21 protein-coding genes are annotated in these 24287 nt (G+C 44.2%); 15 read left to right on the top strand and 6 right to left on the bottom strand.

Annotated elements, in window-relative coordinates:
* Positions 1 to 245: 245 nt before the first annotated feature.
* On the top strand, positions 246 to 1949 hold the full coding sequence (locus tag FKV70_RS08535) for a glycerol-3-phosphate dehydrogenase/oxidase (RefSeq protein WP_142612737.1): 1704 nt from the start codon (positions 246 to 248) through the stop codon (positions 1947 to 1949).
* Positions 1950 to 2045: 96 nt separating this feature from the next.
* Here the strand turns inward: FKV70_RS08535 and FKV70_RS08530 are convergent, their stop codons facing one another.
* Both FKV70_RS08530 and FKV70_RS08525 read right to left on the bottom strand, forming a co-directional pair.
* Positions 2046 to 2723: a CidB/LrgB family autolysis modulator gene (locus FKV70_RS08530; protein ID WP_063207107.1), complete on the bottom strand. Its 678-nt coding sequence runs from the start codon at positions 2721 to 2723 to the stop codon at positions 2046 to 2048.
* Positions 2720 to 3091, bottom strand: a complete 372-nt coding sequence (locus tag FKV70_RS08525; RefSeq protein ID WP_063207104.1) for a CidA/LrgA family protein — start codon at positions 3089 to 3091, stop codon at positions 2720 to 2722. Before FKV70_RS08525 ends, FKV70_RS08530 begins: the two co-directional genes overlap by 4 nt.
* A gap of 131 nt (positions 3092 to 3222) precedes the next feature.
* Here FKV70_RS08525 and cidR point away from each other — a divergent pair, with 131 nt between their 5' ends.
* Positions 3223 to 4128: a cidABC operon transcriptional activator CidR gene (gene cidR / locus FKV70_RS08520; RefSeq protein ID WP_331709494.1), complete on the top strand. Its 906-nt coding sequence runs from the start codon at positions 3223 to 3225 to the stop codon at positions 4126 to 4128.
* Positions 4129 to 4191: 63 nt separating this feature from the next.
* Here the strand turns inward: cidR and FKV70_RS08515 are convergent, their stop codons facing one another.
* Both FKV70_RS08515 and FKV70_RS08510 read right to left on the bottom strand, forming a co-directional pair.
* Positions 4192 to 4365, bottom strand: coding sequence for an aspartyl-phosphate phosphatase Spo0E family protein (locus tag FKV70_RS08515; RefSeq protein ID WP_013312483.1), 174 nt, complete (start codon positions 4363 to 4365; stop codon positions 4192 to 4194).
* A gap of 134 nt (positions 4366 to 4499) precedes the next feature.
* Positions 4500 to 5576: a GGDEF domain-containing protein gene (locus FKV70_RS08510; RefSeq protein WP_142612545.1), complete on the bottom strand. Its 1077-nt coding sequence runs from the start codon at positions 5574 to 5576 to the stop codon at positions 4500 to 4502.
* 168 nt (positions 5577 to 5744) lie between these two features.
* Between FKV70_RS08510 and FKV70_RS08505 the strand changes: the two genes are divergently transcribed.
* The 3 genes from FKV70_RS08505 to FKV70_RS08495 are packed head-to-tail and all read left to right on the top strand — an operon-like array spanning position 5745 to position 9262.
* Positions 5745 to 8117 (top strand): helicase C-terminal domain-containing protein, encoded by a 2373-nt coding sequence (locus tag FKV70_RS08505; protein ID WP_142612544.1) that lies wholly within the window; start codon positions 5745 to 5747, stop codon positions 8115 to 8117.
* Positions 8107 to 8616 carry a MarR family winged helix-turn-helix transcriptional regulator gene (locus FKV70_RS08500; protein ID WP_142612543.1) on the top strand — a complete coding sequence of 170 codons (510 nt, stop codon included), beginning with the start codon at positions 8107 to 8109 and terminating at the stop codon, positions 8614 to 8616. The genes FKV70_RS08505 and FKV70_RS08500 overlap by 11 nt, the downstream gene beginning before the upstream one ends.
* Positions 8617 to 8653: 37 nt before the next feature.
* On the top strand, positions 8654 to 9262 hold the full coding sequence (locus tag FKV70_RS08495; RefSeq protein ID WP_142612542.1) for a pentapeptide repeat-containing protein: 609 nt from the start codon (positions 8654 to 8656) through the stop codon (positions 9260 to 9262).
* Positions 9263 to 9337: 75 nt separating this feature from the next.
* On the opposite strand, the gene FKV70_RS08490 is transcribed toward FKV70_RS08495, so the two are convergent.
* Positions 9338 to 9931, bottom strand: coding sequence for a hypothetical protein (locus tag FKV70_RS08490; protein WP_142612541.1), 594 nt, complete (start codon positions 9929 to 9931; stop codon positions 9338 to 9340).
* Between the two features lie 212 nt (positions 9932 to 10143).
* On the opposite strand from FKV70_RS08490, the gene FKV70_RS08485 reads away from it, so the two are divergent.
* The gene (locus tag FKV70_RS08485) at positions 10144 to 11100 is read left to right on the top strand and encodes a nucleoside hydrolase (protein ID WP_063207086.1); all 957 of its coding nucleotides are present in this window, start codon (positions 10144 to 10146) and stop codon (positions 11098 to 11100) included.
* Between the two features lie 138 nt (positions 11101 to 11238).
* Here FKV70_RS08485 and FKV70_RS08480 read toward each other — a convergent pair whose 3' ends face one another.
* The gene (locus FKV70_RS08480) at positions 11239 to 12423 is read right to left on the bottom strand and encodes a sensor histidine kinase (RefSeq protein ID WP_142612540.1); all 1185 of its coding nucleotides are present in this window, start codon (positions 12421 to 12423) and stop codon (positions 11239 to 11241) included.
* Between the two features lie 372 nt (positions 12424 to 12795).
* Between FKV70_RS08480 and FKV70_RS08475 the strand changes: the two genes are divergently transcribed.
* From FKV70_RS08475 to FKV70_RS08435, 9 genes are read left to right on the top strand one after another with little or no spacing between them, the layout of a single operon-like run.
* Complete coding sequence (locus FKV70_RS08475) at positions 12796 to 13401, top strand: hypothetical protein (RefSeq protein WP_142612539.1); 606 nt, start codon at positions 12796 to 12798, stop codon at positions 13399 to 13401.
* Positions 13385 to 13897: a hypothetical protein gene (locus FKV70_RS08470; protein ID WP_142612538.1), complete on the top strand. Its 513-nt coding sequence runs from the start codon at positions 13385 to 13387 to the stop codon at positions 13895 to 13897. Before FKV70_RS08475 ends, FKV70_RS08470 begins: the two co-directional genes overlap by 17 nt.
* A 14-nt stretch (positions 13898 to 13911) precedes the next feature.
* A complete protein-coding gene (locus FKV70_RS08465; RefSeq protein ID WP_142612537.1) occupies positions 13912 to 14289 on the top strand; it encodes a DUF4280 domain-containing protein in 378 nt (125 codons plus the stop codon).
* Positions 14290 to 14341: 52 nt separating this feature from the next.
* On the top strand, positions 14342 to 17200 hold the full coding sequence (locus FKV70_RS08460) for a phage baseplate assembly protein V (RefSeq protein ID WP_142612536.1): 2859 nt from the start codon (positions 14342 to 14344) through the stop codon (positions 17198 to 17200).
* The gene (locus FKV70_RS08455) at positions 17201 to 18649 is read left to right on the top strand and encodes a discoidin domain-containing protein (protein WP_142612535.1); all 1449 of its coding nucleotides are present in this window, start codon (positions 17201 to 17203) and stop codon (positions 18647 to 18649) included.
* Between the two features lie 24 nt (positions 18650 to 18673).
* Positions 18674 to 19864 carry a hypothetical protein gene (locus FKV70_RS08450; protein WP_142612534.1) on the top strand — a complete coding sequence of 397 codons (1191 nt, stop codon included), beginning with the start codon at positions 18674 to 18676 and terminating at the stop codon, positions 19862 to 19864.
* 26 nt (positions 19865 to 19890) lie between these two features.
* Complete coding sequence (locus FKV70_RS08445) at positions 19891 to 21084, top strand: hypothetical protein (protein WP_142612533.1); 1194 nt, start codon at positions 19891 to 19893, stop codon at positions 21082 to 21084.
* Between the two features lie 28 nt (positions 21085 to 21112).
* Positions 21113 to 22231 (top strand): hypothetical protein, encoded by a 1119-nt coding sequence (locus tag FKV70_RS08440; protein ID WP_244310690.1) that lies wholly within the window; start codon positions 21113 to 21115, stop codon positions 22229 to 22231.
* Between the two features lie 17 nt (positions 22232 to 22248).
* Positions 22249 to 24267, top strand: coding sequence for a DUF4163 domain-containing protein (locus FKV70_RS08435; protein ID WP_142612532.1), 2019 nt, complete (start codon positions 22249 to 22251; stop codon positions 24265 to 24267).
* Positions 24268 to 24287 lie beyond the last annotated feature (20 nt).

The raw sequence follows: 24287 nt of genomic DNA, 5'->3' as shown, positions 1-24287 counted from the left end.
AGCAAGGAGCGCGACCTTTGGCTTGGCGTGGGGAACGACCTGCAATAAACGCAGGCATATTTCCCTTTTCATCGTGTACTGTGTATGCTACGATATCAATAAGTTAATACTCGTCAGGAGACTTGGAGAGACCATGGACCGCTCGGCATCCGCCGCAGCGATGTTCGTGGTCTTTTTTTGTACCTTTTGATGATCCCAGGCGTCAGATTGCATAGCAGACATGTACGAAATTGGAGGGATAGATGATGGGAGAACGAGGATTTGCTGCACAGGAGAGAACGGCTGTTTTAGAACGTATGGGGCGTGAGCATTTTGATATTTTAATTATTGGCGGCGGCATTACAGGAGCGGGAATTGCGCTGGATGCGGCGGATCGTGGTTTGAAGACAGCGCTGGTGGAAATGCAGGATTTTGCAGCAGGCACATCCAGTCGTTCTACCAAGCTGGTGCATGGCGGTCTTCGTTATTTGAAGCAATTTGAAGTGAAGATGGTAGCCGAGGTCGGGAAGGAGCGAGCTATCGTATTTGAAAATGGTCCTCATGTGACCATTCCGGAGCGTATGCTGCTTCCTTTTCACCAGGGGGGCACATTTAATGCGTTTACCACTTCTGTCGGGCTGCTAGTGTATGATTTTCTCGCTGGCGTGAAGCGTAGTGAGCGCCGCCGCATGCTGGACATTCAGGCTACGCTGGAGCGCGAGCCTTTGCTGAAGAGAAAAGGGCTGAAGGGAAGCGGCAGCTATGTGGAGTACCGCACAGACGATGCTCGCCTGACGATTGAGGTGATGAAGGAAGCCGTTACACGAGGGGCGCTGGCTGTGAACTATGCCAAGGCTGACAAGCTGCTGTATGACAGCGGACGAATAAGCGGCGCCAGTGTAACCGATCGGGTAACGGGGAAACCATACGAAATCAGCGCTTCGCTGGTCATTAACGCTGCCGGGCCTTGGGTAGATACGTTGCGGGAAATGGATCGCTCCAAAGAAGGCAAGGTGCTTCGCCTGACAAAGGGGATCCATCTGGTATTCGATGGTGAGCGATTCCCGCTTCAACAGGCAGTGTATTTCGATACACCGGATGGGCGCATGGTATTCGCGATCCCGCGTGACGGAAAAACCTATGCAGGTACAACCGACACGGTGTATGAGGGAGATACAGCGCATCCTCGGATGACTGCCGAAGACCGGGCGTATGTGCTTCAGGCGATCAACGGGATGTTCCCGGATGTGAAGCTGACGGTTACAGACGTGGAATCCAGTTGGGCAGGGGTACGCCCGCTTATTTATGAAGACGGTAAAAGCCCTTCAGAAATTTCACGCAAGGACGAAATTTGGGAATCCCGTTCAGGGCTGATCACGATTGCAGGCGGCAAGCTGACGGGCTACCGGAAAATGTCCGAACTCGTCGTGGATCGTGCGGTACGGGAGCTGGGCCGCTTGCATGGGCAGAGCTTTCGGGCATGCCGCACGAGACAGATCCCGATTTCGGGCGGCAGTGTAGGCGGCTCGGCGGGCTGGGGCGCTTTTGTGAGCAAGCAAGCCGTAGCGGGCGCCGCGCTCGGCCTATCGCCGGAAACCGCCAGAGCATGGGCTGTTCGCTATGGTTCTAACGTGGAGCGACTGTTTGCCATAGCGACACGGAGCATGAAGAACGCCACCGAGACGGAAGCGGCGCTGCCTGTGGAAGTACGTGTTCCGCTCCTGTACGCGATGGAACAGGAAATGACAGTGACACCGTCTGACTTTTTCATACGCCGAACTGGAGCGCTGTTCTTTCAGATTGACGAGGTGAAGCGTTGGAAGGAAGCTGCCGTTGCATTGATGTCCGAACATGCAGGCTGGAGCCCTGAGCAAGAACGCCAATATACGACTGAGCTGGATGCTTACCTGTATGAAGCGGTGACACCTGTAGAGGTAGAGGCCGAACCTGGCGCCGTTAAAGCCATCTGATATAGCATCACTGCTTTAAATAAAAAGGGCCTACAAAACAAAAGCAGCGATTCTCTATTCATAAGAGAATCGCTGCTTCTTTGTTATACAGATGGCTTACAGCATCAAGTGGAACAGGAACGGCGCAGCCGCTAAGGTAAAGAGAGCGGCGAGCACCATCGAGATGCTGGAGATGGTACCTGTCAGCGAACTGAATTCGAATGCTTTGGAGGTACCTGTACCATGAGCGCCGGTGCCGAGCAATACCCCGCGTGAAACTTCATTTTCGATACGGAATAGCTTGACGGTCATCGGACCGATAATAAGACCGCTCAATCCGGTCAGAATAACGAATACAGCCGTGACTGTCGGATTACCGCCAATCGTTTGCGATACATTCATCGCTATAGGCGTCGTAATGGAGCGAGGAATCAGGCTGCTCAGCAGCGAGGAATCCAGATGCATCCACTTGGCGAGCGCCATGGAGGACAGCACGGCTACGACAGATCCAGACAACACGCTCAGCACGATTTGGGCTGCGTGTTTCTTTAACACAGGGAAATATCGGTACAAAGGGACAGCAAATGCAATCGTAGCTGGTTGTAGCAGCATGGATAGCAACTGAGCGCCTGAATTATAAGAACGGTAATTCACACCCGTCAGTGTCAAAATCAAAATAATAACAACAGGTGTAATGAGCAATGGGGACATATACACCTTGGGCAGTGTACGGTACATGCGTTTGGCCATCCAGTAAATAGCGAGTGTCAATACAATACATAGAAGACCGGTCATGATGATTTATGCTCCTTTCGTTTACCAAGCAGACTGGCGATCATACCTGTGCAGGCCATCACCAGGAAGGTGCCGAGCAGTACGACCAGCATAATACTCATGCCATCGTGTTCCAGCATCGGCCAATAATTCATAACACCAACAGCGGAGGGAATAAAGAATAATAGCAGTTCGGCCAGCAACCAGTTTGCGCCGACCTCGATCCAGCTTAGTCGAACCACACCCGTTTGCAGCAGAACAAAGAGAATTAGCATACCGACGATACTACCAGGTATAGGCAGGTGGAGCCAGGAGACCAGCGCGTTCAGGATGAGCGAAAAGGCCATCAGGACGGCGATCTGAAGGACACCGCGTATGAAGCTTTTCATATATAAAGTCTCCTATCTTTGAGATCCGTTATTTTCAAACTGTAATGAAATTTTACATCACAAGCTTTCATGAGTAAAATGCATATAAAGAATGAAGTCCATTCCGTTTATCTATGGAAGAAGGTGTAGCTTTGGATATCCGACATTTGCAATATTTTCTGGAAGTCGCGCGGTTGCGCAGCTTTACGAAGGCAGCCCAGAGCATGTTCATTACTCAGCCGACGATTAGTAAGACGATTAAAAGCCTGGAAGAAGAATTGGGAGTTACTTTGTTTGATCGCATTGGAAAAAGAATCGTACTGACGGATGCGGGCAAGGTCATTGAGCTTCAGGCACAAGCGATTGTAAAGTCCTTTCAGAGCCTGTCCTCGGAACTGAGTGATTTGATGAATCTGAAAAAAGGACATATCCGCATCGGCTTGCCTCCTATGGTCGGGTCTAGCTTTTTTCCGCGTGTCATTGGTGAATTTCATAAGGCTTTTCCCGATGTGACTATTCAATTGTTCGAGGATGGGGCTAAAAAAGTGGAGCAAGACGTAGAAGCTGGAGCACTGGATATCGGCGTAATTGTGCTGCCTCCGGTTGGAGATATGTTCGAGACATTTCTATTTGTGGAGGAAAAGCTGAATTTGCTCGTTCACCCTACGCATGCATTAGCTGAGTGCAAGGAGGTGCCGCTATCTGCGTTAGCAGAGGAGGCATTTGTGCTGTTCCGTGAGGATTTTACGCTGCATGACCGTATCATTGCCGAATGTGTTCGTGCTGGCTTTCAGCCGCGCGTAGTCTACGAAAGTTCTCAATGGGATTTGATCAGCGAGATGGTTGCCGCCAACCTGGGAGTAGCGTTATTGCCTGAGGCGATATGCCGGGATCTGGATTCCGAACGTTTGCGTATTCTTCCGCTCGTTGATCCTGTCATTCCTTGGCATTTGGGGATGATCTGGCGAAACGATCGGTATCTGTCCTTTGCGGCCAGAGAGTGGATATCCTTCACACAGCGATTGTTGCGGACAGAATATGGCGGGAGTCGTCGATGAGAAGGACGGATGCAGCTTAGATCATAAAAAAGCTGCCCTGAGGGGCAGCGATGTAGCTTGCTTTTAGGAGTGTGTTTGGTTTATTGCGCGCTTGGTGTGAAGGTACTTGTCCATAATACGGTCAAGCCTGGAGGATTTGTCCAATACACGTTCATCTTTTAATCCGTGTAAGTCAGCCATGCGATTCAGTTCACGACGCTCTTTTTCCATGAGTTTTTCCAATTGTTCGAGGTTCACAAAGCCCACCCCCCATGTCGATTGTAAGGCATGTCTCCACTAGCGGCAGAAGTTTTTTTGATAACGATGTTATTTCCATTTTACCACTTTTTATTAACATTAATCCAGCTTTCCTGACATTTAGCGACTAATAATTATGGTTTTGCCAGTTCTACCCGATTGCGTCCTGATCGTTTGGCTTCATACAATGCCTCGTCTGCTTTTTCCAATAAACGCCTCGATGCAATAACAGGAGAGCTGCCTGCCCCGATGGATACGGTTAAGGAGAGTATAGTTCCGTCATTCAAGAGAAAACATTCATTTTCCACAGCTTTTCGAATCTTCTCGGCAAAGCTTGCCGCCTTTTCGGTATCACAATCTCCGAGTAGAATTGCGAATTCCTCTCCGCCTTTACGGGAGGGATATGCTCTTGTTGTAGATTCCCGATTTAACAGAATTCCCAGTTGGCTTAAGACGGCGTCTCCGTTCAAATGGCCATACGTATCATTAATTTCTTTAAAGTGGTCAATATCTAGCATTACGAGTCCAAAGGGTTTTTTTGTAGTCTTGGAAGCATGAAGTACCTCTTCGAACAGCGCATCAAAAGCACGCGGACTGTATAGCCCGGTTAAATGATCGCGGTTCGCGGCCTCTTCCAGCAGATGAATAGCCCGTTCTGTTTTTTTGATATGGGACATCATAAAATAAGTGAACAAGCCGCCAAGAATCTTCACAGTTGTGACTATGATCATAGATTCTAGGTTGGGGGAATTATCCACGTAAAAAGCGGATAACAGCGACACAACAACAGCCCCAAGCACGGCTGACATCCATTTGCCGAGTGCTAGCTTTTTTTCTCGAATAAAGATAAGTGAAAGGACTAGTGTCATGAAGCAATTAACCGTAACAGTCAGAGTAATATCCGTCCATCCCCCTGTGATGTAAATACGATACAGGATGACGATCAGGGTGGTCAGCAGACCGGATACCGATCCTCCTATATAAACAGATATGATAATCGCCAATTGGCGCAGATCAACCACAAAATGCCCACGGATCCATAAACCGGTCATCATTAACAGGATGCCAAACACGCCCAGCATTAAACCGTTTAATATCTGATGAATGAGTGCATGATTTGTCAGGTAACGTTCATATTTCCGGGAAAATAAATTTCCGAAGAATAAGAAGCTCGTTAATAACGCAAAATTGTTAATTAATTCTTTTAACATATCCCTGTCCTTTATGCTGTAATGTGAGTTGTAGTATCGTTGGGAATAAAGTAAAAGGCCTCGTTTCTATATTTCGGTAGAAAGTAGATGTGAATGAATACCCATCGACCACAAACGATTCTTATGTCCCTTACGTTTCGTTGATCTACGTGGTACAGTGTAAGGACTATGACCGGAACGGGTGATCGTATGAAGGAACCAATTCACATTTCGGTGCGTCCACTTGTGGAATATGTGCATCGGAGTGGCAGCATTCAGAGCGGTTTTCGCTCGAATAGCAGTATGCAGGAAGGAACTCGCGTGCATCAGGCTATCCAGAAGAGTTACAAGGAGCATGATCGCAAAGAGGTACATTTGCGTACAGAAATTTCATATGAAGGTGAATTATTTGTCATTGAGGGCCGCTGTGACGGATTGATTGAGCTGGATGGTGTATGGACGGTGGATGAAATTAAATCGATCTCTCAGCCCCTCGAAGATATTCAGGGAGACGGTCAGCCTGTGCACTGGGCGCAAGCATTTCTGTATGCCTATATGATTGCTCGTGAGGAGCAGCATCATTCCATGCAGGTTCAACTTACTTATGTACAGGCACACAGTGAACATATTTGTCGCTTTAGACGGATGTTATCCTTTGCAGAGTTGGAAGCTTATACTGAGGAAATGATTGCTGGTTATGCACCATATGCATTCCTGCTGAGAGCGCATGCGGAGAAGAGGGATGCCAGTATTGCTAGGTTGGATTTTCCCTTTGACACGTATCGTTCAGGTCAGCGAACTTTAGCGGGCTCGGTGTATAAGACGATTGCCGAAGGTGTCAACCTATTTGCCAAAGCGCCCACCGGTATCGGTAAAACGGTATCCACCTTATTTCCTGCGATTAAGGCGATTGGCGAAGGGCTGGCTAGGCGAGTATATTATGTAACGGCTCGTACCACGACTCGCGCAGCAGCTGAAGAGGCATATGCCCGAATGCAGACCCAGGGGCTGCATATGCATGTAGTGACGCTAACTGCAAAGGATAAAATTTGCTTTAAGGATGAACATGATTGTGATGCTGGGGTATGCAGCATGTGCGAGGGTTACTACGACCGGATCAACGGTGCGGTGTCCGATATTTTGGCGAATGAGACGCTAATGACGCGGACGGTGCTTGAGCATTATGCGCGCAAGCATAAGGTATGCCCCTTCGAGTTTTCGCTAGATGTGGCGTATGCCTCGGATGGTATAATCAGTGATTATAATTATGTTTTTGATCCACGGATTTCTCTGAAAAGATTGCTGGAGGAGCACAAACGAAAAGGTGTTGTACTGGTGGATGAGGCACACAATCTGGTGGAACGCGGCCGGGACATGTTTTCGGCGGAAATCCTGAAATCTTCTTTTTTGGAACTGAAAAGAGAATTTAAGTCGCTAAACCCGGAGATTGCTGCAGCTGCGAGTGCAGTGAACGCACAGATGATTACGCTGCGCAAGCTGCATGCAGATACAGGGAAAGCAGTGGAATCAACAGCACCGCAAGAGGTGCTGGAACTGTTGGTGCCTTTTGTGGAAGCCGCTGAACGCGAACTGGTGACAGGGAGCAGTACAAGCCGTGCAAGCAGTGAGGGGACGGCATATGCATTGCTTCTGGATACGTATTTCACCGCCCAAAATATGCTGCGAATGGCTGCTTTATACGATGAGCGTTACGTCACTTATATTGAAGCAGGTCGCAGTGAGGTGAGGGTCAAACTGTTCTGCCTCGATCCTTCACACTTGCTGGGACAAGCTGTAAAGAATTACCGCTCGGCTATTTATTTTTCCGCAACGTTGACACCGCTTGCTTATTATCGGGACATGCTCGGAGCAAGCGAGGAAGACTATACATTACAGGTCCCTTCCCCTTTTCATCAGGAGCAATGGGATGTACGTCTGTTGCCGCTCTCCATCCGTTATCGGGACCGTGAGCGTTCCAAAGGGGCGATTGCGGATATGCTGGCTGGATTGGTGGCGGAGCGGAAAGGGAACGTCCTTGTGTTTTTCCCGTCTTATCCGTATTTGCGAGAGGTATATGAGGAGTTCATGCTTCGGGGCGTGTCTGCAGATACGCTGGTACAAAGCCCAGGCATGACCGAACCGGAGCGGGATCAGTTCCTAGAAGCTTTCCAGCCTGGGCAGGAGCGTACTCTGCTTGGCTTTGCCGTATTGGGTGGTGTGTTTGCTGAAGGTGTCGATTTACCAGGTGATCGCTTAAATGGGGTAGTGGTCGTCGGCGTCGGCTTGCCGCAAATTGGAGCGGAGCGGGATGTGCTGCGTGATTATTTTTCGGAACAGGGACGGAATGGTTTTAACTATGCGTATGTATATCCGGGGATGAATAAGGTTCTTCAGGCAGGTGGCAGACTTATTCGCACAGAGCATGACGAAGGGCTGCTGGTCCTGGTAGATGATCGTTTTGCCAAGGAACCCTATGCTTCTTTGTTGCCAGATGAATGGAAAAGCTACCGTTTGGCGGAACAAGCGGGATTAAGGAAGGAATGGATGGACTATGAATTTTAATTTTCATAATGACTCCATACGCGGGGTGCTGCGTAGCTTTGGACATGAGGATGCCGAAGTAGATAATATAGAGACTTTTGTGACATTTGCGCGCTTGGCTAACGGTATTTTCAGAGAGATGGATACAGATCTGACCAAGTTGGGGGCTTCTCAGGGTCGGATTATCGTTCTTAGCCTGTTGCATTGCCATGCGCCGCATCGCATGACACCATCGGAGTTAGCGGAAAAAGCGGATGTCACGCGCGGGACCATGACGGGATTGATCGACGGTCTAGAGCGAGATGGAATGATAGAACGCGTGGCCCACGAGAGTGACGGACGGATGGTGACTGTTGGATTAAAAGAGACAGGACGAGAGTTGTTAAGCAAAATAGTCCCTTATTATACGAAGCTCATCCAGTCGTGTATGTCCGAGTTTACGCCACAGGATCATAAGATGATGAAGGGCTTACTTGGAAAAATGAAAAATGGTTTTGAGCGGTCGTTGCCGAAATGCTGAATTCCTGGTGTCGGGAATAAGGAATAGGAGACGGAATATGTTCTTTTATACAGATGAGGTTTATGAAGCCCGTGATTTTGGCGCGATGGATGCCAGAGAAGGCGAGTGGAGGAATTGCGAGTTTACCCGATGTCGCTTTCGGGGTGTAGAGATGAATGAGTCTCTTGTAGAAGGCTGTACCTTTGTGGACTGTGATTTTACTGGGGCTATCCTGAATGCATCTCACTACAAGGAGTCGGCGTTTACCAATTGTCTATTCACCAGCGCGAACCTGTTTGTGGTTCGGTTTGATAACTGCAAGCTGGTAGGTTCAGATTTTGCGGGAGCCAATATGGATGGGATTACGATTACGGGCGGAGACTGGTCTTATACGAACTTACGTCATGCAGATTTAAGAAAACAGGATTTGCGAAAAATACGATTCAAAGAAGCGGACTTATCTGAGTGCAATCTGGAAAAGGCAGATTTGCGGGAGGCGGATCTTACCCAGGTCAGGCTGCACAAAGCCCATCTTCAAGGAACAGACCTGCGCGGTGCAAAGATGGATGGCGTCAATTTTAAAGATCTGAACATCACCGGAGCCAAGCTGGATATCGAGCAGGCCGTAGCAGTGGCACGTTCTTATGGGGCCAAGGTGGATGGCTAAAAGCACGGAGATACAGGAGCGTTCTGACCTGTGTTACCCCGTGCTGAGAAGTGGAAGAATACTAAATCTGAAAGTTTAATCTTTATGGGAAGCCGGTAGTAGCGGAATCGCTGCGTCCAGATTCTGATTTGGCAAATGGTTAACTCCTACGGGTTCTAGAGGTTGCTGTGGTACCGTCCAGTTACGTGCCGTATCTGCGGCTGTTTGCTGCTCCAGCAGACGTTTGGCCACTTCGTAGCAATCATCGACATGCCGATTGCCAATAGTCCGCATCGCAGTAAAACCAATCGCTGCGGCTAGTCCCTGTCCCAGTAGGGGGACAAACTTGCTGACCTGCTTGGTGGCGATTCGAATGCCCATTTTCTGCAAAATCTTCACGATCGCTTCTCGGGTGATGAGTCGCCCGATCAGCTTGCTGCCGGCTGAAGTGATAAAGCCATACACCATCGACTTGGTTTCCGCATCCAGACCATCCAGCTGCTGCTCGGATAATCCGAATTTTTCATTAATGGCAGGCAGTAGCTGCATCAAAATGCCGACATCAGCAAGAACGTCAGCCCCCGGAATTGGGACCAATACAGCTCCTCCTGAAGCTGCCGCTCTTTTCATTACCATGGATTTGCACTCTTTGCGGATCTGTTCCAACTCTTCTAGGGTTCGGGCTGTCATATGCATCTCTCCTTCATACGATTCCGATTATGACCTATGATTCTACCCTGTTATTACACACATTTCTACCTTTATTAAGCATGGAGCCAACAAAAAAATCCCTCATCCAGGCGCTATCGCACATTTACTCCTGTAGAGCGATCAGGCATAATGAAGGATGGTTGCCGATAAGAACAAGCCTGTTTTACGGGGATAAAGGAAGGAAGAGACAGATGAGTCAGACAAACGTTTATTTTAATCATGATGGTGGAGTGGATGATCTAGTATCCCTGTTTATGCTGCTTCAGATGGAGCAGGTTCATTTGACCGGAGTATCGGTTATCCCAGCAGATGGTTACCTGGAGCCAGCGACGGATGCCAGCCGCAAAATTATTGATCGTTTTGGACAATCTAAAGGCCCTGTTGAAGTCGCCAAGTCTAATTCACGCGGTAAAAATCCGTTTCCTGCCGCTTGGCGTTTACACTCCTTTTATGTAGATGCATTACCCGTGCTGAATGAATCAGGACGAATGGAAGCGCCGCTTTCATCTCTGCCAGCTCATCAGCATCTGATCGAAAAGGTACGCGGAGCTGAAGGCAAAACGTTGTTGCTATTCACTGGACCGCTAACCGACCTTGCTCGTGCGCTGGATGAAGCACCGGATATTGAAGCCAAGATTGAAAAGCTGGTATGGATGGGCGGCACCTTTGAAAAAGGGAATGTAGAGGAGCCGGAGCATGACGGTACCGCAGAGTGGAATGTGTTCTGGGACCCGGAAGCGGCCTATCGGGTATGGCAAAGCGGCATCACCATTGATCTGGTGGCGTTGGAAAGCACAAGCAAAGTGCCTTTAACCCCAGCAGTACGCAATCGTTGGGCTGCCGAGCGCCGATATGAGGGCATTGATTTCCTGGGCAATTGCTACGCAGGATGTCCTCCGCTCGTGTATAGCGAGACAAACTCAACCTATTACCTGTGGGATGTACTGACCACTGCATCTGTAGGACGCCCGGACATTGTCAAGAAAAAGACGGTGCATTGCAGCGTTATTGCAGAAGGCCCAAGTCAGGGCAGAACGGTGGAACAGGCGGATGGACGCCCCGTGAACCTGGTATATGATACAGACCCGGAAGCCTTCTTTACGTATATGGCGGATTTGGCCAAGCTGGCTGCTCCCAAACGTTATTAAGTCCAATGGCTTACAGGCGTGTGGCCTAAAGTGATCATACTGTTTAGTATGTATTCATAGCTAAAGCCCGTGACGTTATCCGTCACGGGCTTTATTACTATAATCTGCGCCCCATATGATTGCAAACCTACTGCTGTTTCAGGCTGACTCCTGGTATATTTTCAGAGTGAACTGGAGCTTGATCTCCGTCCCGCTACCAGGTTCGCTAACCCCTGTCATTGTACCATTCATTCGTTTCAACAACTGTTTAATAATCTGCCAACCCAAGCCGGGATTACCATAGGAGGGAGAGGGCCCGAAGTCATGCTCCAGCCACATTTTTAGTTGATTTGGAGATATACCAATCCCCGTATCCTTTACCCTTACTTCCAATTTAGCCTCAGGCGCATCGGTCACGGACTGGGTATTTGCAGATAAGGTGACTGATCCCGTGCTTGTAAATTTCACTGCATTATCTACCAAATTAATCAGCATACGGCGAATTTTAGCCTCATCCCCGATAAAAATAGGCGAGCTGGCAAGATTCCAATCCAACCTCAATTCCAGATTCCGTTGCGCAGCTACTTCTGTGTACAAGCTCAACACATTTTCCATCATCATTCTCAGATCAAATGGATCTTCAATATCATCGACTTGCCCGGATTCAATTTTGCTGTAATCCAAAATATTATTTAACAGCATCATGAGCGAGCGACTGCTTGCTTCCATAATACTCATATATTGCTGTTGTTCCTCTGTTAACTCCGTGGTCATCATTAGATCCGTAGCTCCCCATATTTCAGTGAGCGAAAAACGAATTTTGTTACTCAGGGAAGAAATCAAATCCAGCTTGCTCATGGAAGAAGCTTCTGCATCGATCTTGTCTTTTTCCAGTTCAACCACATAACCCAGAAATACAGCCATAGCCTTGAGAGCCTTCATTTCTGTTTCAGTCAATTGTGCAGATGGCGCATCCAAAATACAAATGGTTCCATACCCCTGGCCATTTTTCATACGTATGGGTATTCCCGTAAATGAGTGATTTCCAATGGTTTTAGTCACATCTAAATCACGTGTTTGCGGATGAGTAGACGTTTCCGAAATGGTGAGGTGATCCGCGGAATGGTTCAGCACCAGACTGCAATAGCTAAGCTCAAAAGGAAGCTCCTCTCCATTACGAACCAGCACTTCTTCCCGGTTAAATGAATCTACAATTACATTGGTAACCCCGTCATTAGCGGCAATAAAAATGGTATTAACATGTAAAATATCACTCAACACATCAATGACATGCGTGGTAGCCTCTTGAATACTATTATAAAAACCTGTAGGTGAAGTAGTCATATGTCTCCAATCTTGATGCAAAGTGGTGGTGATCAAAACTCTAATAGTTTGTGTACCCCATTCCTGTTTCTCTGAATGTATTGTTGGAGCGTATCCTTAATTATACATCATTATTTCGTTATAAACCTGAGTCTAACTACTTCCAATTACCTATTCGTTTGCACAAAACTTCATGTCGTAGGCCGAATGCTAGCCTTTCAGGGAAGGTTTTTGTTTGTATTATTACACATTCACGAAAAACTATGATTGTTTTCATTCTGTTTTCATAAATTCATATGTAATCTCATGATATGAAAATTGTGTAATAAAATAGGAGGATGGAACCAGTAATATCATGTAAATATTCTATATAATAGGTTCAGAGGTGGGATTATGAATAGACGGGAAGCCCTAGATCACTTCCATAAGACCTATGCAGAAGATATGTTGCATGAGAAATTACGTCAGGTAGCGGTCTTGTATGAGCATAGAAAAGAGGAACTTATCTTCTCTTTTATCCAATCTTTTCAATCGATTTGCTTACAAGCCAATTCTGCAGAAGCGCACAAGACAACAATTGGATACATTACCTATTCTATGAGGCGCACGTATCTAAGGGAGCGCATTTATAACTATGTCATTGAGGTCTATGGTGCGAACTGGTACTTTGATCCTCTACCTTATCGTGGAACCTATGATGCAGGCTGGGCGTTCGGACTGTTGGCAGAACTGGAGGATGAATTGAGTCAGCTTCGAAAACCTTATATGAATAAGGTTATTCAGCCGGATGTCGAGCGATTTGTACTTCAGGCTGCGTGGGAATTTCATCAGTATATTCTGAAATTAGCCAAGGACGCTATGCAGCAGGCTGTACAACTTCCTGAATTCGAGGCGTTGAAATGCGAGAACGATTTGGAAATAAGAATAGGGGAGTATAAAGGAATCAGTGAGGCGGTGTATTCAACAGCTTATGGAGTACTACATGATTCAACAGGATAATCGTATTACAGAGTATACATATCCAATAGAAATGAATCGCAGGCAGCTATTGGAATGGGCAGACAGCTCATCGTGTACTGATGAAGAGTCTATTTTGCAATTTTATGTATCAGGCGATGCGGACTATATTGATTTTATAGAGCATCCAGTACCCATCGTTTCTGAACAACTAAAGGAGATATTTGATATATATCAAGCCGGGTTAAGCTGGAAGCTGGTTGTTTTTGCCGATATGCAGCGAATGCAGCAAACGAGGTATTGGCTGACTCAGCCGCCTAGCTTGAGGTGTTTATCACCACTTAGTGAATATCATAGAGACGGCACATTAAGGAAAATCGTCTTAGATGCACATGCATTGGAGAATCATAAGATTTTCAGGGTTCAGCATGCCGATCAGCATATCATTGTAGATTTAGATGTGGCTGAATGCATGTTGAAGTTTAATCTGACAGGGATGAAATTACATAAGGTCGAAACAGAGAGTCCGTTTATATAAAGGGGAATCCGAGAATGAGTGAGAGCTATATAGTGGATGGAGCACAGATACAGTGTACCTATGGAAGTCATTCGGGCAGGTTTAGTGTTTCGGCTAACAGAGGGATTAGTATTGGTGATAAGTTGCAAGGAAATATTCAGGATTTTCACCCGCAGACGCATATCTCATCTTTCGGAATGTGCCGTAGTATGCATAATCCTGTTGTTTCTTCTGCTAACAAAGGTAATTCTGGAAAAATCATTCCTCAGCCCTGCAAACCGAGTGTATCTATGCCTTGGTTGAATGGAAAAAGAGATGTATACGTAGATCAATCTCCTGCCCTGATGAGCTGCTCTACGAATTTATGCATGTGGTGTGGCAAAATTTCATTCATGACAGATGGGCAGGAATAGCTAGCAGCTTACAAGGATTTGCATCACGTGAAGAGCAAACGGGGGGAAGAAGATGGGACTGGCTGGAACTGTGCTGACTTATGGCAATATTAGAGTAAATGCACCGTATGAAATCGTCCGGCTACTGGATATTCAATTGACACAGAAGGTAAATGAGCACGGCAAAGTGTACATCACTGCTCTCATACCGGATGAGGACCATGCTAAGTATGATGGTTTAGCGCATGATGAAGATGTGCTAGAGGTATACGAGATAGATGAAGATCAAGGGACAGTGAGCATTTTTAAAGGAATCGTCACCAATATTAGCATTGGATTTAAAAATGGTGTATATCACATGTACATAGAGGCGGCCTCTTTTACATATATACTGGATCGACAACGGAAAAATCGTTCTTTTCAAAACGGGAACTTGACGTATTATCAATTGTTTCGGGAACTTATAGATACCTATCCACATGGCGATTTTATTGACCTGACAGACAGCGATCAAAAGCTCGGCGGCTTTACTATTCAGTATGGGGAGAGTGATTGGGAGTTTCTGAAAAGAATGGCCTCTCATCTACACTCTGGGTTGATTGCCGAGATTACATCCGTATACCCGAGATTATGGTTAGGTACCTCGAAAGAACAGGTGAAAGGTGAACTACGCAGCATTAACTTTTCCCTCCAAAAAACAAAGTCAGGCCCCCGGTATACATATGCTGAAGTGGAGGATACGAAACGTTTTGAACTTGGAGATGTAGTCTTGTTTCGACGGAAGCATTGGGTTATTGATCAGGTTCATGCAGAGATGAAGCAAGGTATTATGACCTATGACTATGTTCTCGTTCCAGAAGAGGGTATTCCGAGGGAGGTTATACATAATCAGTTTATTAAAGGTACCTCTATTGAAGGGAAAGTTATTGATTTAAATAGTGAAAACGAATCCGTTAAACTTCACTTGTCCGTGGATTCTATACAGCCCAAAGTCGGAGGGTGCTGGTTCTCTTATCCCACCATGTATACCGGTGATGGGATCGGTTGGCATTGCATGCCTGAGCTGGGGGATCATGTCCATTTGTATTTTCCATCCAACAATGAAAAGGAAGCTCGTGTAGTTCAATCCCTACGTAAGAGAGACTACAAAGGAGATGAAATCAGCCAGCCGTCAAGAAAGCTGTTCCATACCAAAACACAAAAAGTGGCGAGATTCGATGATAAGGAATTAGCCCTCTCCACCCAGAAAGAAAAAATACTTGTACGCTTAAACCCTGCATCCGGTATTCACGTGTATAGTCACCATGATCTCACCTTTCACGCCGATACAGACCTGGTGCTGCACGGCAAAAAAGTACAAATGAACGCTACGCGCGAAATATCTCTAACTTGCAAAACCAGCTATATCCGAACCGATGGAACACTTCATATCAAGGCTAGTAAGTTTATGAAAAGTCAGGTGCCTGATGCCGAACTGAAAGCCTATAAATCTCTGGTTCAAGAATTGAAGGGAAAAGGGTATCCGCAATGGGTGCAGAATTTGCTTTTGCAATATAAAACGGACTACTACAAAGCCGTGGCAGCAGGGGATAAAAAGGGAGCCAAGGAAGCAGCAGCTAAGGCCAAGCAATTGCGCCAACAGGTGGCAGAAATAGATCGTATGCCTGCCTGGGCCAGAGTGCAAATGCATGAATACACGTCCCAGTGGTGGGAAGCGCACAGCGCCAACGATAAAACCAAGCAAAAGCAGATGCATCTTCTCGCCAACCAACTGCGTGACAACGTGCTAATCAACGAGCTGATTCGTGGGCATTCAGCCAAATCCTATCAGGATGCGAATCGGCTGGAGGAGCTGTCCGGACAATACGCAGATGCGGCCCATAAGTTGACCATCGCCGATCAAAAGGCTATTGCTAAGGAAGCGGCTGCCCTGCGTAGCAAGTATGGTGTGAACAGCCTGCTTGCCAGAGATAATTTGAACAAGCTTGCCAAGAAGTATCCAGACAGCTTCTCGTACAAGCTACCAACTACAGGCGATTGGGATAAGGAGCTTAACGCTGCGCTGCATGATTTTGCGAAAAAATACGGCCTAGAAAATAAGGGATATGGTCGTGATGTGCTGGCCGTATACCTGCATCAAGTAGCCAATGGGATTCTTCCATGGCCTAAGGTGAATAAGGCTGCAACGCCAACAGTTCCAACGACAACAACGAAAACAACGAAAACGGAGCCGGGCAAGAAGCCGCCGACTACTCCTGAAAAGCCAACGAAGGAAGAACCGAAGCCACTTGATCCTAATGATTATAAAGATGGATTGGTAGCGGTGAAAACGATTGAAAACTATATAAGTAGTAAGGGTATAAAAGGTAATCAGGCTCGAGCTCTGTACAGAATAAACGATTACACGAATAACAGCATTATTAAAAAGAAATTTTCCTCGAACCGTAACGCACCCCTTGTGTTTTTCTTTGAAGGAGATGGTTCTTATAGTCACAAACAATTGGATCATCCAGAAGGTCGGTATGGAGCGATGGCTATTGTGGTGATAGACGGTGAGATTAAGTACACAAGCAAAAATACCAGCACACTTCCTGATTATGAGAGCAAGGATAAGACGGTTAAAGATGGAGTGTATGAGTTTGTAGGAGGATTGCATCAGCGTTCCTATCCTGCTTTGCGTATTCGGGATGGCGCAGCAGTTCCGGCAACCAAAGGAAACCAAAAAAAGGATACCATAGCAGAGGGGGTAAATATACACAAAGGCTATAATACGGATACTAAAGGTAGGCCGACTTCGACAGCTTGTATAACGATCCATAAAGACGAGTATATAAAATTTCTGAGTTCAGTAGGCGTGGTGAAAAATTCATTGAACGAAAAACCTAATCCTATAAAAGGCCTAGCTATTCTTGATCGGAGGGATAGGATCTAAGTGAAGATATTCCAAAACATATTAGTCATTATTTTTTTAATAGTATTATCAGCATGTAATGCTTCTGCAAAAGGCCCCAATTCCTTTTCTTCGAAAACGGAAGGTGTAGTTTCAGAAACGGTGGCATTATCTAATAAAAGTGATAAAGCGGAACTTGCTAAAGAGAATGAAAAGAATGAGTGGGTTTTAACGGAAGAAGAAGGCAAAGAAGATCCTGTAACATATTTAGTTCAGCTGGAAGGGGCAAAAGTCGAACGGTTCTTAAGTGCCGAGAAACTGGTTAGTCTCCTACAGTCAAAGAAGGATAAAGAGAAATATCGAAATTCCTATGTAGAGGTAGGGAGAATCCAAGAAGATGGGAGTCAAATCGCATTCGTATTAGATTTATTTGAAGAAGCGAAATTAATAATACAGATTTATGATCTAGATTCGGGTAAGAAAGCAAATGAATTCAGGCTACCTTATAACCGCCCAGTAATTTCCCCTGATTTAACTAAGTATTTATATGAGGATAAGGATGGAGCGTATATATATGACACGTTAACTAATCAATCAACAGCTATTCAATTAGATGCAAGTTCTATAGATATAGATGATATTTATCAAGGACAATTTTCACCGGATAGTACCCAATTTTGTTTTACCGACAGCCAGCAGAATATTGTCATTCTTGATATATCAAATTATAAAATCCTTAAGAAAATCCATATAGATTCTGGTATGGCGATAGTTAACCAATGGGTTCAGAAAGATAAAATAATCTATTCCTTTGATTCTATGTCAGTAACTAAAACGTACCTGTTAAATGTAAGTAATGGAGAGAAGCGCTTTTTAGGCAAAGGGATGGAGCGACCTTTAATGTCTCGCGATGGGTCGAAGTTATGGTTTGAAAAGTTAGACTCACCGTCCAATTATAAACTGAATATAAACACAGGCTTTGAAAGTAAGGCTGCACCCATCACTACAATTGATGGAAATATGGTAACACCTGTGCAGTGGTTTTATACCGCTAATGACTTTTCTAAATATGAAAGTGAAATAAAAGTGCATCAAATCAAGGCTTCATCCACTCTATCAAGTGAAGGTAGCCAGTCTTATGATGCCAAAAATCTGGTGGATGGGAATAAAGCTACTGCATGGTGTGAAGGCGTGAAGGGCAACGCGGAAGGAGAAACAATTGTATTAGATCTGGGCTCTTTACAAAAGGTAAATGGCATCCAAATTATTAATGGATATGCTAAGTCTGAAAAAAGTTATCGGGAAAACAATCGAGTTCAGAAACTAAAGTTGCAATTCTCAGACGGTTCCTCTCTGGTATTAAATGAATTTAACGCACGCCAGAATTTTAAAGAACCCATTTATACCTCATTTATTAAACTTACTATTTTATCGGTTGAACGTGGAACGAAATATCAGGATACATGTATATCTGATCTACGACTTTTCTAGCATTCCTAACAAAGGAGAAGACATATGAAATGGAAAGAGCCAACGTTTGGTGCAACTCCTATGTTGAAAGCTTTAACAACTGCTAATGCACACAGGAAAGCACAGACATTTGATCTTGCAGCAGAACAGAAAAAACAAAAACTAAATTACCCCGACTGGGCCCAGACCTGGATGCGTAAATACAAAGAAGATTGGTATATTGCTCAAGCCAATGGTGACGAGGTTGGTATGCGTAAAGCGCAAAAGTTGGCAGAGGGGCTGCGAAGCAAATTACGTGAAATGGCTACGTTCCCCAAATGGGCTCAAGAGCAAATGCAAAAAGAAACCGTTCGTTGGATGACTGCAGAGGCAAGTGGAGATATCATGGAAAAGTTAGCTGCTGAGAAAGCGGGACGAGCTATTCGCGAGAAACTAGGTTTGATCGATACGAGTACTAAAGCACCACCGGAAGTACCTGTTACCACCGAATCGAAAGATGAAGCTACAAAAACGAATGTAAAGACTCCGGCTGGAAAATGGATACCTGCTGAATTCCAGTATAACGGCAGTTCTATAGCTGAGAAATATTTCAAAAAGAGTTCAAAAAAATTTACTAGGCAGAAATGGAATCAGGAAAAGCTGCACAGTTTGTGGGAAGCTACAAAAAGCATACAAGAAACGTATCATATTCAGATTGACCCACGTCTTTTGTTAGCTATTATTATTCAGGAAGGGACGGGAAGCTTCAATACGAGTAGTACAAATCGAGCAGCCGATGGTCAGCATGGTGTCGAGACTAATTATGCAAAGGATTTGGTGAAGGCACATAATTTAATATTTGGCAAAGTATTGGGATATATTTACTATGGTGAGGAATTTAGACGAGTTGTAGTTAAAAACAACAATTTGGAGGGGATTAAAGGTAAAGGTGATATATACCAATACTGCAGTTGGAAAACACCGATTGTAAGAATGAACTCGAAAAGAGTAGATTATGGGCCGTATGCCGGTCACGGTACATGGGGAGAGGATGTAAGATCCATTTATAACAAACTAAGTAATAAAGAGGCCGATAATTATGACTTATATCTATCAAGTATGAGTAAAAGCACAGCTCAAAATATTGCTAGCGCAGAAGGTATAAAACTTCCTGCTATTACCTTCAAAGCACTTCAAAATGCCCAAGATAGTGGGGGTCATGGAAATGGAGAGTGGACGGTAACGGGGGAACGATAAGTTAAAACTCGAAAAGAGGAAACGAAGTGTACAAGCTAAGTTACGGTTATTTTATTATATTGATTTTTTTGGCTTTAGGAGTAACCGCATGCAGTCTTTCAGACATCAATACTTATAACAATGGGAAAACAGCTACTGCTAAAGCAAAGCAAGAAAGCACTAGCTACTATCCAGAGAAAAGAACAGACAAAGCCAAAAATGTTGTATCTGCCGATCCAAAGTCCCTTCAGGACGACGACTTTGAAGTCTCATATCGATCACATAAGATTGATAAGAATACGGATATTAAAGAACTTATCCATAAGTGGGGTTACAGTGAGGGATACGATAGCTTCAATCGAGGATATATTAGTGGGAATGGAATCTACAGAAGATGGAACTTATCTTATCCTAACTATGAAGATTCAGAAATTCGATTTGTAGTTCTATCTAAGATCGAATTTGAAGGGGAGGAACAGGTTGATGGTGAAAGCTATCTAGTAGCCGTGAGCTTGGAAAATCCCAAGTTTGAAACAAAAAGAGGATTGAAGATTGGTGATACACTTGGCGAAGTACTACAACTTTACGGACAACCAAGTATTGTGAAGAATGGTAATGTAATTTACTCCAAAGATGGCCAACATTTGAGTATTAATTGGGATACTAAAACAGAGAAAGTAAATAATATTTTTATTGAATATAACATGGAAAAATCTGTTAAGCAGCAACGTAGTGGTGATTACGTAGAAGAGGATGCTCAGCCCGACCCTGATCTAGAACCATATACTATTCAGAGAGAACAATCATTTACCACCACTCTTAATGGATGGGGAGAAGTAAAGTTTATATCCACTTTAAAAGATGAGGATACGAATGATCTGATTCAAGCAAAGTTTTTTTTGGAAGTTAACAGTGACAAAAATGTGGAAAACAAGATCCTGTACGAATTTCCCGAATTTTATGGTAACAACGGTAAAATGATTGATAGGATCAAAGCAGTAAGTTTTAAGGATTTGAATCAGGATGGACGTACGGATATTGTTATTATTGCTGATTATATCACCGGAGTTAATGCACACGGAATAGAGACACTGCCTGTCGCAGGGATTTACTTTCAGAAAAAAGATAACACATACACTACCCTCCCTGAATTGGATAAGAGTATCAATCAAACTGGACATAACCGAACACTTCAAAATGTCATTCAATACGTAAGCAAACAACGGATAAACGTGCAATAGGTAATGCGAAAAGGGAGCTTTTTTTGAAATGAACTTTATAAAACAAAATATAATACTACTTTTAATCATGTTAATCGCCCTGCTACTAAATGGATGTTCCGAAAAATCTACGAATGAGAAGCAGCAGGCAGTTGCCCCCACGAAACCAAGCACTCAAGTGATAGGGCAAAAAGTTGAGACTGAGCCAGAGTCTGCTGCTCAAAAACAAGATCGAATTAGCAATAATGTAAATCCGAAAAATAAAAGAAATGGAAATTACGTCGCAGATTCTAACACATTAGATCAGTTTATAAAGGAAATCCAACCCCCAAATGAGCAGCTTCAGAAAATGCTAAGAGAAGATTTGGACCTTGATGGAAAGCCGGAATACGTGCTTGCTTTTGGGTTAGAAAAAGGGGTGATTGACAACGTATTTGTAGTCCGGGAGGATGCTGGCTATCACATCATTGGTAAATTAGAGGACCCAATTATAGTTGCCCATCTTAATACAGACATGAAGATCATGAAGCTGGATCAAACAGAACAAAAGTTTATCGTAGTATATTCCACTAGCGAAGTGGATGAGGCCGAAGGTTTCTCTATTTTTGCTTTGGATCATAATCGAATTAACAGTCTGAATTACAATTATCCAGAAGCAACAGGGCAAGGAATCAGGAAGCTGGAGGATATTAATAAAGATGGTGTTTATGAGGATGTGAGTTACTACCGTTTTCAGGATACTCAACAACATACGATAATAACATATCATAAATTCGACAGCACCGGACCCGAAAAAACAAAAGTCCTATATGAAAATAAAAATAAAAAATTTGTATATCCCACGGTTCCTAAAGATATTATCCAAAATTATTTGGAAGATTATTATCTTATGAATCGCTTCTTGATACACTTGCCTGAAATGGCGGAATTCACTGCGTTGTCAGCAAGCCCGAAAAATCATTTTGAAGATATCATAGATTTTTCGGCTATGGACTATACGGGATTAGATCTGAACATAAAAGAGATTGCTAATGAGGCTAATCAGCGGATCTTTTTAGTAAGAAGTAATTCAAGTGAAGAGAAAAAAGACAAGGGACTTGTTTTTACGTTAGAAAAGCAATCAGGCAAGTGGAAGATTATGAGTATAGAGATGAACGATAAATTGTAGAAAGTGTGATATCCAGCATGAATTACTTGAAGTACTGCCGAACTTCTTGCGTCCTGTTATTATTCATTTCCTGTGTGGTGCTGAATGGGTGCATGAAGGTACAGGATTCTCCAGCAACTGAAACAAATCATGCGCATTCTCTCCAAAATGACGATAAAACGATTTCCTATTCGAAAAAGCTGGACACGCTAGTGAAAAAACTCCATATAGTCAACGATGAAAATAAGGATTCTGATACCAGACAAAAAAAGCTTGAGGAGTTCACACAGGAACTTAGTTCGTTGTTAAATGAGCCTGAAAGTGTAGAGATGAAGGATGAAGAATTAGTAGAAAAGTTCGATAATAATCTCACTATCTTAACAAAATCGTTTCCGTTAAAAAGCGGGCAGCTAAACGTTAGGGTTATGAATTATAGAGCACCTAAAACGGTGACAGGTACGATCGGAGATAAATACACATTTATTCAGTGGTGGAGTACGAAACGACTTGTACATGCCCAGATGATTGAGGATGGCGGGCCAGAATTGACTACAGACTTCGTGGTTCGGGATTCAGACAAGGGAATACAGCTGTTGTTAGGGGGATATGTTTCAATATATCATCCAGATCCCGTATTTGTTGCGTTGTGGAAATTCTCCGGGGAAAAATGGACACAGAAAGAAATAGTAACAGATAAGATAAAGCTTCCGGATGCGTGGGAATTGAACGAGGATATAGATGAGTTTATTTTAGAGAATCGACAACATGATAGCATGAGTATCGGAGTTTTAGACCACGGCGATGGTTTCTTAATAAACAGTGATGACTCTGAACAAAACCTTATCATTGAGTTCTCCAAAAGTGGAGAAGTCCGTATTGATTCCGAATATAGCACCGCCTTAAATACTTATAGTGAACGGCAAAGTTATGAACTCATTCAAAAGGAATATTCAAAAAATGGGATCGTGATTAAATACCCTCAAATTACAAAACTCAAGAATATTGCAAAGCAGAAATCCTTAAACCAAATTCTTAAGGCTGATGCTTTAGAAGGATTACAAAACTATGCGGATTCCAATGCCGGAGTCCATGTCGAAATTGATTATGAGATCAAACGACAAAGTGAACGATTCTTGAGTGTTCGATATACGGGTATTCATTATATGAAGGACGCAGCCTATCCTACTCATATGTTTTATACCACGAACCTGGATATGAAGCAGGTTTCAAGAATAAGATTGAGAGATCTGATAAAAGTCGAGAAACCTTTTATTGAGCTTATAAAAAGCGGAGAGATTACAGCTGTTCAGCCGGAGCAACAAGGGTTAATTGGTGATTTCACAAAAGATGATTTGATTCAATTGTTAGCAAATGCGGATGTAACCAAAGGTTCGCTTGCGGAAGTAGAAATGGAATCGTTTAGTTATTTCACAAATGATTCATTGGGGATGAGTGTGCCTATGGCACATGTGGTAGGGGACCATGCGGAGTATGAAATTCGTTTGACACAAATTCCAGAGAATATCAGGCAGGATGAGGAACTATGGAGTGAGCTAAGTTCTGTTAAGGATCAGTCTGTTTCCACAGTTGGCGGTGAAAAGTTGAATACCGACCAATATGAAATTGAAGAGTCGCAGTCTTTTCAAACTACTTTCGAAGGCTTTGGGAAAGTACGGTTTGTATCAACTCAAGCAAAGAAAGATGAAATCCCCAAAAACTACTTTTTTCTATTAGATGACCAGGAGCGAGTTGTGTATTCATTTCCAGATATGTATGGAAATGAATGGTGGTATGCTGATGAGGGCATAGAAGCGGTAGCCTTTAGGGATGTAAATAAGGATGGTTTAAAAGACATTATCATTATTGCTTATTATGAAACGGGCACTGGACCAGATGGTGCAAAACCATTCCTTATAGCGGACATTTATTTTCAGAAAAAAAATAAAACTTTTACCACAATTCCTGCATTAGATGAGACTCTTAACGATCAGGGACATAATCAAACCATCAAGGATGTCATTCAATACGTAAGCAAACAACGGATAAACGTAAACTAACCGACAAAGAGGAGCGGTAA

This window comes from Paenibacillus ottowii, from assembly GCF_006874425.1.
Lineage (GTDB): Bacteria > Bacillota > Bacilli > Paenibacillales > Paenibacillaceae > Paenibacillus > Paenibacillus ottowii.
The sequence above is the reverse complement of the archived record's forward strand: the minus strand, read 5'-3'. Positions and strand labels throughout refer to the sequence as shown.

What these genes read in the sequence shown, in the direction of transcription:
- FKV70_RS08460 (WP_142612536.1), top strand. Translation starts at nt 14,342, where the DNA reads ATGGGACTGGCTGGAACTGTGCTGACTTATGGCAATATTAGAGTAAAT.
- FKV70_RS08475 (WP_142612539.1), top strand. Translation starts at nt 12,796, where the DNA reads ATGAATAGACGGGAAGCCCTAGATCACTTCCATAAGACCTATGCAGAA.
- FKV70_RS08470 (WP_142612538.1), top strand. Translation starts at nt 13,385, where the DNA reads ATGATTCAACAGGATAATCGTATTACAGAGTATACATATCCAATAGAA.
- FKV70_RS08510 (WP_142612545.1), bottom strand. Translation starts at nt 5,576, where the DNA reads ATGTTAAAAGAATTAATTAACAATTTTGCGTTATTAACGAGCTTCTTA.
- FKV70_RS08530 (WP_063207107.1), bottom strand. Translation starts at nt 2,723, where the DNA reads ATGACCGGTCTTCTATGTATTGTATTGACACTCGCTATTTACTGGATG.
- FKV70_RS08485 (WP_063207086.1), top strand. Translation starts at nt 10,144, where the DNA reads ATGAGTCAGACAAACGTTTATTTTAATCATGATGGTGGAGTGGATGAT.
- FKV70_RS08450 (WP_142612534.1), top strand. Translation starts at nt 18,674, where the DNA reads ATGAAATGGAAAGAGCCAACGTTTGGTGCAACTCCTATGTTGAAAGCT.
- FKV70_RS08480 (WP_142612540.1), bottom strand. Translation starts at nt 12,423, where the DNA reads ATGACTACTTCACCTACAGGTTTTTATAATAGTATTCAAGAGGCTACC.
- FKV70_RS08525 (WP_063207104.1), bottom strand. Translation starts at nt 3,091, where the DNA reads ATGAAAAGCTTCATACGCGGTGTCCTTCAGATCGCCGTCCTGATGGCC.
- FKV70_RS08465 (WP_142612537.1), top strand. Translation starts at nt 13,912, where the DNA reads ATGAGTGAGAGCTATATAGTGGATGGAGCACAGATACAGTGTACCTAT.
- FKV70_RS08505 (WP_142612544.1), top strand. Translation starts at nt 5,745, where the DNA reads ATGACCGGAACGGGTGATCGTATGAAGGAACCAATTCACATTTCGGTG.
- FKV70_RS08435 (WP_142612532.1), top strand. Translation starts at nt 22,249, where the DNA reads ATGAATTACTTGAAGTACTGCCGAACTTCTTGCGTCCTGTTATTATTC.
- FKV70_RS08535 (WP_142612737.1), top strand. Translation starts at nt 246, where the DNA reads ATGGGAGAACGAGGATTTGCTGCACAGGAGAGAACGGCTGTTTTAGAA.
- FKV70_RS08440 (WP_244310690.1), top strand. Translation starts at nt 21,113, where the DNA reads ATGAACTTTATAAAACAAAATATAATACTACTTTTAATCATGTTAATC.
- FKV70_RS08490 (WP_142612541.1), bottom strand. Translation starts at nt 9,931, where the DNA reads ATGACAGCCCGAACCCTAGAAGAGTTGGAACAGATCCGCAAAGAGTGC.
- FKV70_RS08500 (WP_142612543.1), top strand. Translation starts at nt 8,107, where the DNA reads ATGAATTTTAATTTTCATAATGACTCCATACGCGGGGTGCTGCGTAGC.
- FKV70_RS08495 (WP_142612542.1), top strand. Translation starts at nt 8,654, where the DNA reads ATGTTCTTTTATACAGATGAGGTTTATGAAGCCCGTGATTTTGGCGCG.